We start from the raw sequence: 5,494 nt of genomic DNA, 5'->3' as shown, positions 1-5,494 counted from the left end.
AAATTGACTCTTGCACAATGTGAAGGAGGCCATGATCGTGGCTCTTAATAGTGATTACCAAGCTTTTAAGAATGTTGTTGCTGCACGTCGTTCTGTGTACGCTCTTAATGCTGATTTGCCTGTATCGGAAGACGATATCGTTTCTGTGGTAAAGGATCTGACGGAGCTTACTCCTGATGCTTTTAATCAGAAGAGCGCTCGTGCCATTGTTGTTTTTGGAGAGAAGAACCGGGAAGTCTGGGATGCTATCTATGATGCGTTCGATGGGAAAGTTGATCGTGCTAAAACAGATGCTTTTGCCGCTGGTGCCGGTACTGTTCTCTATTTCATTGATCGCTCGATAATCCAGTCGATGCAGGAGCAGTATGTTCTTTACGCGGATAGGTTCCCTGTTTGGGCGCAGCAGGCTAATGGGATGCTGCAGTTCAATATTTGGTCTGCTTTCCGCAGTTTAGGGGTGGGTGCGTCTTTGCAACATTACAACCCTGTCATTGATGAGGCTATCCGCGAGGTGACGGGTGCGCCTGCGTCGTGGGAGCTTGTTGCGCAGGCTCCTTTTGGCGGTATTGTGGCTGAACCAGGTGTCAAAGAAGGTGAAGATATCTCGCAGCGCGTGTGGGTGCAGCGATAGATTTCCTCGTTTATACTCTCACAGAGGCCTAGGAATACCGTACTTCGATGGAAGTGCGGTATTTTTCAATGAGGCTAGGGCAGATTACACTTTTGTCTAAGAGTCGCGAATCGCGTTATATAGGTACCGAAGCAGGAAAGAAGCAAGATATGTGGCAGGGATGATGGGTAATCTCATAGAACACCGTTATTCCATTTTAGTTAGCCGTATCACAGCATTCGTTGTGCATCGATTATTCCTAGTGACGGTAGGGTAAAGGGAGCGTTTACTTCATTGGTACAAGTGCGAGGAGCGATGATGAGGTCAGCTAGGCGCCGTCCTCTCACCATTGTTTTTGTCACCGATATGTTCGGTGTTGAAACGAACGGTATTGTTACGTCTGCCAGGCGTATGTGCGAGCAGCTCCGCGCACAGGGGCATACAGTTCGTGTTGTTGGTACCACAGAAAGTGGTAAGGATAAGGTTAAAAATAACTTAGAGCACGCTATTAAACATGCTTCGCAGAATAATTCTGAGACCGATGATGAGCTGTATGTAGTGCGCGAACTCCGCATCCCGGTAGTGAATCATTTCGCTAAAAAACAGAGTTTTATTTTTGGTACTCCGAAGATAGCAACATTCCAGGAGGCATTTGAAGGCGCAGATGTTGTGCACTTCTTTATGCCTATGATGTTGGAACAAGTGGGAGTTCGCGTCGCCAAGCGTATGGGTATTCCTATTACGGCAGCTTTCCACGTTCAAGCAGAGAATATTACGTACAATATCAGTCCGCGGTTACAGGGGGCAGATTGGGCTGCTACTGGCGTTTATAAAGTTCTCTATGAGATTTTTTATAATGCCTTCCCTTTTATCCACTGTCCTTCTGAGTTTATTAAGAACCAGTTACTGGAGAATGGTTACGGGAAACACGCCAAATTAGTTGTTATTTCTAATGGCGTAGGGGATCGTTTTCAGCCTCCGGCACTTGAGCGTCGAGTTTTTCCGCTGTATAAAGATACTTTCGATATTCTCATGGTGGGTCGTCTTTCTCCTGAGAAGAATCAGAAAGTTCTTATTCGTGCCGTGCAGTATTCGCGTTATGCGAAGCACATTCGAATTTTCTTTGCTGGTGGCGGTGCAGATCAGAAGATGCTGCAAACCTTAGGTAGTGTACTTCCGCGCCCTCCGAGTATTCACTATTATTCGCAGAAAGAATTAGTGAATCTTATGCATTCGTGCGATCTTTATGTTCATACTGCATCGGTGGAGATTGAAGCTATTTCTTGTCTAGAGGCTCTCGCAACCGGTCTCGTTCCGGTTATTGCGAATTCTGACAAATCTGCCACTCGCCAGTTTGCTTTGGACGACCGCAGTCTCTTCATCAACAATGATCCTCGGGATTTAGCTCGCCAGATTGACTACTGGATTGAGCATCCCGTCCAGCGTGTTCAGATGTCAAAGGTTTATGCCCAATCGGCTGATGTTTATCGGCTGCCAGAGTGCGGCCGAAAGATGGAGGACATGCTGTATGAAGCTGTGGAGCAATATCAAAAGTAACGTTTTCAGTTTCGCTTTTGCACCATTAGTCATGGCGGTGCTTCCACTGCTTATGCGGGTGCGTCTTGTGGGACGTGATAATGCTCAGCAGTATCGTCGTCTTACCCAAACGCGTGGTGGATTGGTGTTGTGTAACCATACCTACTATCTTGACGGGACCTTCGCTCTATATGCATTGTGGCCACGCAGGCTGTGGTACACCACGCAAGCAGAGAATTTGTCGTTGCCTATAGCAGGCCAGATTCTTTCTTTCTGGGACGCAGTGGGAATAGAACGGGGCAAAAACGGCCAAAAGAAGTTCAATGACGATATGGGTAAGCTCTTGCGGGAGGGAAAGTCTATAGTCCTTTACCCGGAGGGTAATTTACGGCTTTTCGAGAAGGAATTACAGCCGTTCCATAAGGGAGCTTTCCATCTTGCGGTACGCGAACAGGTGCCGATTCTTCCTATTGTGGCTATTCCCTTGCCGCGACGGTGGTGGGGACTTCGACGTAGTATGCGTGCAGAAGTACTACCCCCTGTTGTTCCTCCTGCTATCTCTGTAGACGATGATGGCTATGAGGCTGCGGTTGAAGAGTTGCGGGACAAAGTGTTTGAGATGATGTCTGTGCGTATGGCGGCAGAAGGATAGATCTACAAAAGCCGAAAGCAAAGCTACATGGGGGTCTGTCCTGTGTATCCTTTTTGCGTATTCTTTTCCACTTATTCTTTAAAGCGTCCTAAAATGGGAAAATCTCTGGCAGTTTACCTGAAAGGTTTTCTGCCAGGGATTAACTTTTGTGCCCCCATAGGGACTCGAACCCTAGACCTGCGGATTAAAAGTCCGTAGCTCTACCAACTGAGCTATAGGGGCTTGCTCCTAACAATTTAGTAGAAATGTCGCGTAATACGAAATTGCGAGTAAATGGTGTCGCAACACTGTCTGAATGCAAGGGAATTACCAGCGGTTTTGCAGAATGGGGTGGTTATCCTTTAGGCTTAGTTTCGCTCTAGTAATAGGGAAAGGCCCCCATCGTCTAGCGGCCTAGGACACTGCCCTTTCACGGCAGCGGCACGGGTTCGAATCCCGTTGGGGGTACCAAGGCCCTGTGGCGCAGTTGGTTAGCGCGTCGCCCTGTCACGGCGAAGGTCGCGGGTTCAAGTCCCGTCAGGGTCGCCAGACGTTATCGTCTTGTTAAGGCCAGGTAGCTCAGTCGGTATGAGCGTCCGCCTGAAAAGCGGAAGGTCGCCGGTTCGATCCCGGCCCTGGCCACTGCTGCAGAAGCAGCTTTTTTCATATGGCCCTGTGGCGCAGTTGGTTAGCGCGTCGCCCTGTCACGGCGAAGGTCGCGGGTTCAAGTCCCGTCAGGGTCGCCGTAGTAAGAGTAAACCCCCGCATAGGAATATGTGGGGGTTTGTTGTATGTAGCCTTCGTAGTCTCTCTGTTTCGTCATCATGCTATGTTTCTTTAGCAGTGTCTCTTGTATCTTCTGCGTCTCCTATGCCTTTGAGATGCGCTTCTAGGGCTGTGGTTAGAGTGTGTGCTGCACGTGCTTCATATCGCGTATGCGTGCTGTTTAATGTGTACGGAGCGTGCTAGACACGTGCGGTACTCTGTGCATGAAATGCGTGTGCTTGAAACACAGCTGTACGTTGTGGGAGCTGGAAGGATAGTCCATGGGTACTTTTGCTAGTGGTATCTCTACTGATGTTTCTGCTGACCAGCCTCGGATACCGGTGGTGGTTCTAGCTGGTTTTTTGGGATCCGGTAAAACTACTCTTCTTAATCATCTTTTGCAGGATGATCATGGAATTAAGCTGGCCGTTATTGTCAATGATTTCGGCACTATACCGGTTGACGCCATGCTGGTTGCGGGACAGGTGGATTCTCTTGTCTCAATGGCTAATGGTTGTTTGTGTTGTCAGTCGTCGGATGAAGAGTTGGATAAAGCGCTGGATCAGCTTGCACATACTGATGGCGTTGAGGGGATAGTTATTGAGGCCTCAGGGCTAGCGGAGCCGCAGGTTCTCATGTCGATGGTGGCTACGGCTACTACGGTCACTGATGTGTCGGTAGGGGGGCTTATCGAGGTCATTGACGCCGGTGAAGTGAAGGATACTGTGCAGCAGCATCCGACGGTGCTACGTCGCTTGCATAATGCGGATCTTATTGTTCTGAATAAGGCGGATCGGCTTGAACGTAGTGAAGTGGCTAGTGTGCGGCGTCTTTTGAAGGATGCGGCGCCTGCTGTCATGGTTGTAACGACGGCTTACGGGCGGGTGGATGCTCGTGTCTTGTTTGATCGACCGGATAAGGATCCGCAGACTTTTGCGGAGCTTGTTTCTGATCATGCTCATCATGATCACGGCCACGTCCATGAGAATGGTGACGGTCATAGTCACCATCATGATCATTTACATGATAGCTACCGTACGGTTTCAGTTACTTTGGATAATCCTTTGCATCCAGCTCGTTTTATGGATTTTGTGCGGAATGGAGCTGGTGGTGCGTATCGCGTCAAGGGGTTTATCCAATTGGCAGGACCGCAGGAAAACGAGTCGTTTGTTTTTGAAAAGACGGGTCAGCATATTGCGTTACAACGCTGGTTTCCGCAGACTGATGAAGCAGGGGCGGTGAGGTCAGCGGACTCGGCGGAGTCGGCAGGCCAGTCAGGGCTTGTATTTATCGGTGTCAGTCTTGATGACGACGCCATTGCTGCAGCGTGTGATGATTGTGTGTGGAAGGGGGCGGATATAGATCCAGTAACTGAGGGTGAACTGTGGTCTTTTTATCCTTATCTGGAAGATGTTTCCGCAGAGCCTGACGATTATTGGTGGGATGAGCAGGAAGAAGAGTCTGGGATAGGTGAGGATTATTTGCTTGAGCCGGAAGAGGATCCTACGTTTCTTCCTTAATAGGTGATAATGGGGAGAGACATATCTAGCATAGAAATTATGGTTGTACATAGTTGTTTTTCAGAATGTATAGTGTGATGTGATCTGCATCATAACCGGTAGGTATGTTGACCCCGTATTGGGGTGAATGGAAAACCATTTTCCAGTTCCTTCAGTGAGGAGATTATGTGACTGCGCGTCAGGAATCGCACCAGGAATCTCATCGAGAATCTCACCGGGAATCTTCCACTCCACAGGAAAGTGATTTAGTTTCTGCTGCTGTACGAAACTTTTATGAGGAGTCTGGAGTATCAATAGCGCTGGGGGCACAGGCTTTATCTGCTAATGAGATGTGCATTATTGAGGCTTGTGGTTTGAAGGCGGGTCTTATGCATCATTTGCGCATTGGATCCGACTGTGGTTTAGGCGGCCGTGTTTTTTCTGTGCAACGGG

The 5,494-nt window shown here is 48.8% G+C and carries 5 protein-coding genes and 5 tRNA genes; 9 read left to right on the top strand and 1 reads right to left on the bottom strand.

The features are described 5' to 3' along the window. Positions 1-37 precede the first annotated feature (37 nt). From QZV76_RS07485 to QZV76_RS07475, 3 genes are all read left to right on the top strand, one after another. Positions 38-631 carry a nitroreductase family protein gene (locus QZV76_RS07485; RefSeq protein WP_290599402.1) on the top strand — a complete coding sequence of 198 codons (594 nt, stop codon included), beginning with the start codon at positions 38-40 and terminating at the stop codon, positions 629-631. 297 nt (positions 632-928) lie between these two features. Next, the gene (locus QZV76_RS07480; RefSeq protein WP_290599401.1) at positions 929-2,167 is read left to right on the top strand and encodes a glycosyltransferase; all 1,239 of its coding nucleotides are present in this window, start codon (positions 929-931) and stop codon (positions 2,165-2,167) included. Between the two features lie 31 nt (positions 2,168-2,198). Next, positions 2,199-2,798: a lysophospholipid acyltransferase family protein gene (locus QZV76_RS07475; RefSeq protein ID WP_290599400.1), complete on the top strand. Its 600-nt coding sequence runs from the start codon at positions 2,199-2,201 to the stop codon at positions 2,796-2,798. Positions 2,799-2,947: 149 nt separating this feature from the next. Here QZV76_RS07475 and QZV76_RS07470 read toward each other — a convergent pair. Beyond that, positions 2,948-3,020 (bottom strand) — tRNA-Lys (locus QZV76_RS07470). A 152-nt stretch (positions 3,021-3,172) separates the two neighbouring features. Between QZV76_RS07470 and QZV76_RS07465 the strand changes: the two genes are divergently transcribed. From QZV76_RS07465 to QZV76_RS07440, 6 genes are all read left to right on the top strand, one after another. Next, a tRNA-Glu gene (locus QZV76_RS07465) sits at positions 3,173-3,248 on the top strand. A gap of 1 nt (position 3,249) precedes the next feature. Then, positions 3,250-3,326: transfer RNA gene (locus QZV76_RS07460), tRNA-Asp, on the top strand. A gap of 19 nt (positions 3,327-3,345) precedes the next feature. Further along, a tRNA-Phe gene (locus QZV76_RS07455) sits at positions 3,346-3,419 on the top strand. A gap of 27 nt (positions 3,420-3,446) precedes the next feature. Then, positions 3,447-3,520 (top strand) — tRNA-Asp (locus QZV76_RS07450). A 303-nt stretch (positions 3,521-3,823) separates the two neighbouring features. Beyond that, the gene (locus QZV76_RS07445) at positions 3,824-5,062 is read left to right on the top strand and encodes a CobW family GTP-binding protein (protein WP_290599399.1); all 1,239 of its coding nucleotides are present in this window, start codon (positions 3,824-3,826) and stop codon (positions 5,060-5,062) included. A 167-nt stretch (positions 5,063-5,229) separates the two neighbouring features. Beyond that, a partial coding sequence (locus QZV76_RS07440) for a hypothetical protein (RefSeq protein ID WP_290599398.1) occupies positions 5,230-5,494 on the top strand: 265 nt, incomplete at its 3' end.

Origin of the sequence: Lawsonella sp., assembly GCF_011525565.1 — a bacterium.
GTDB classification, from domain to species: Bacteria; Actinomycetota; Actinomycetes; order Mycobacteriales; family Mycobacteriaceae; genus Lawsonella; species Lawsonella clevelandensis_A.
This window is presented reverse-complemented; position numbering and strand designations above follow the sequence as displayed.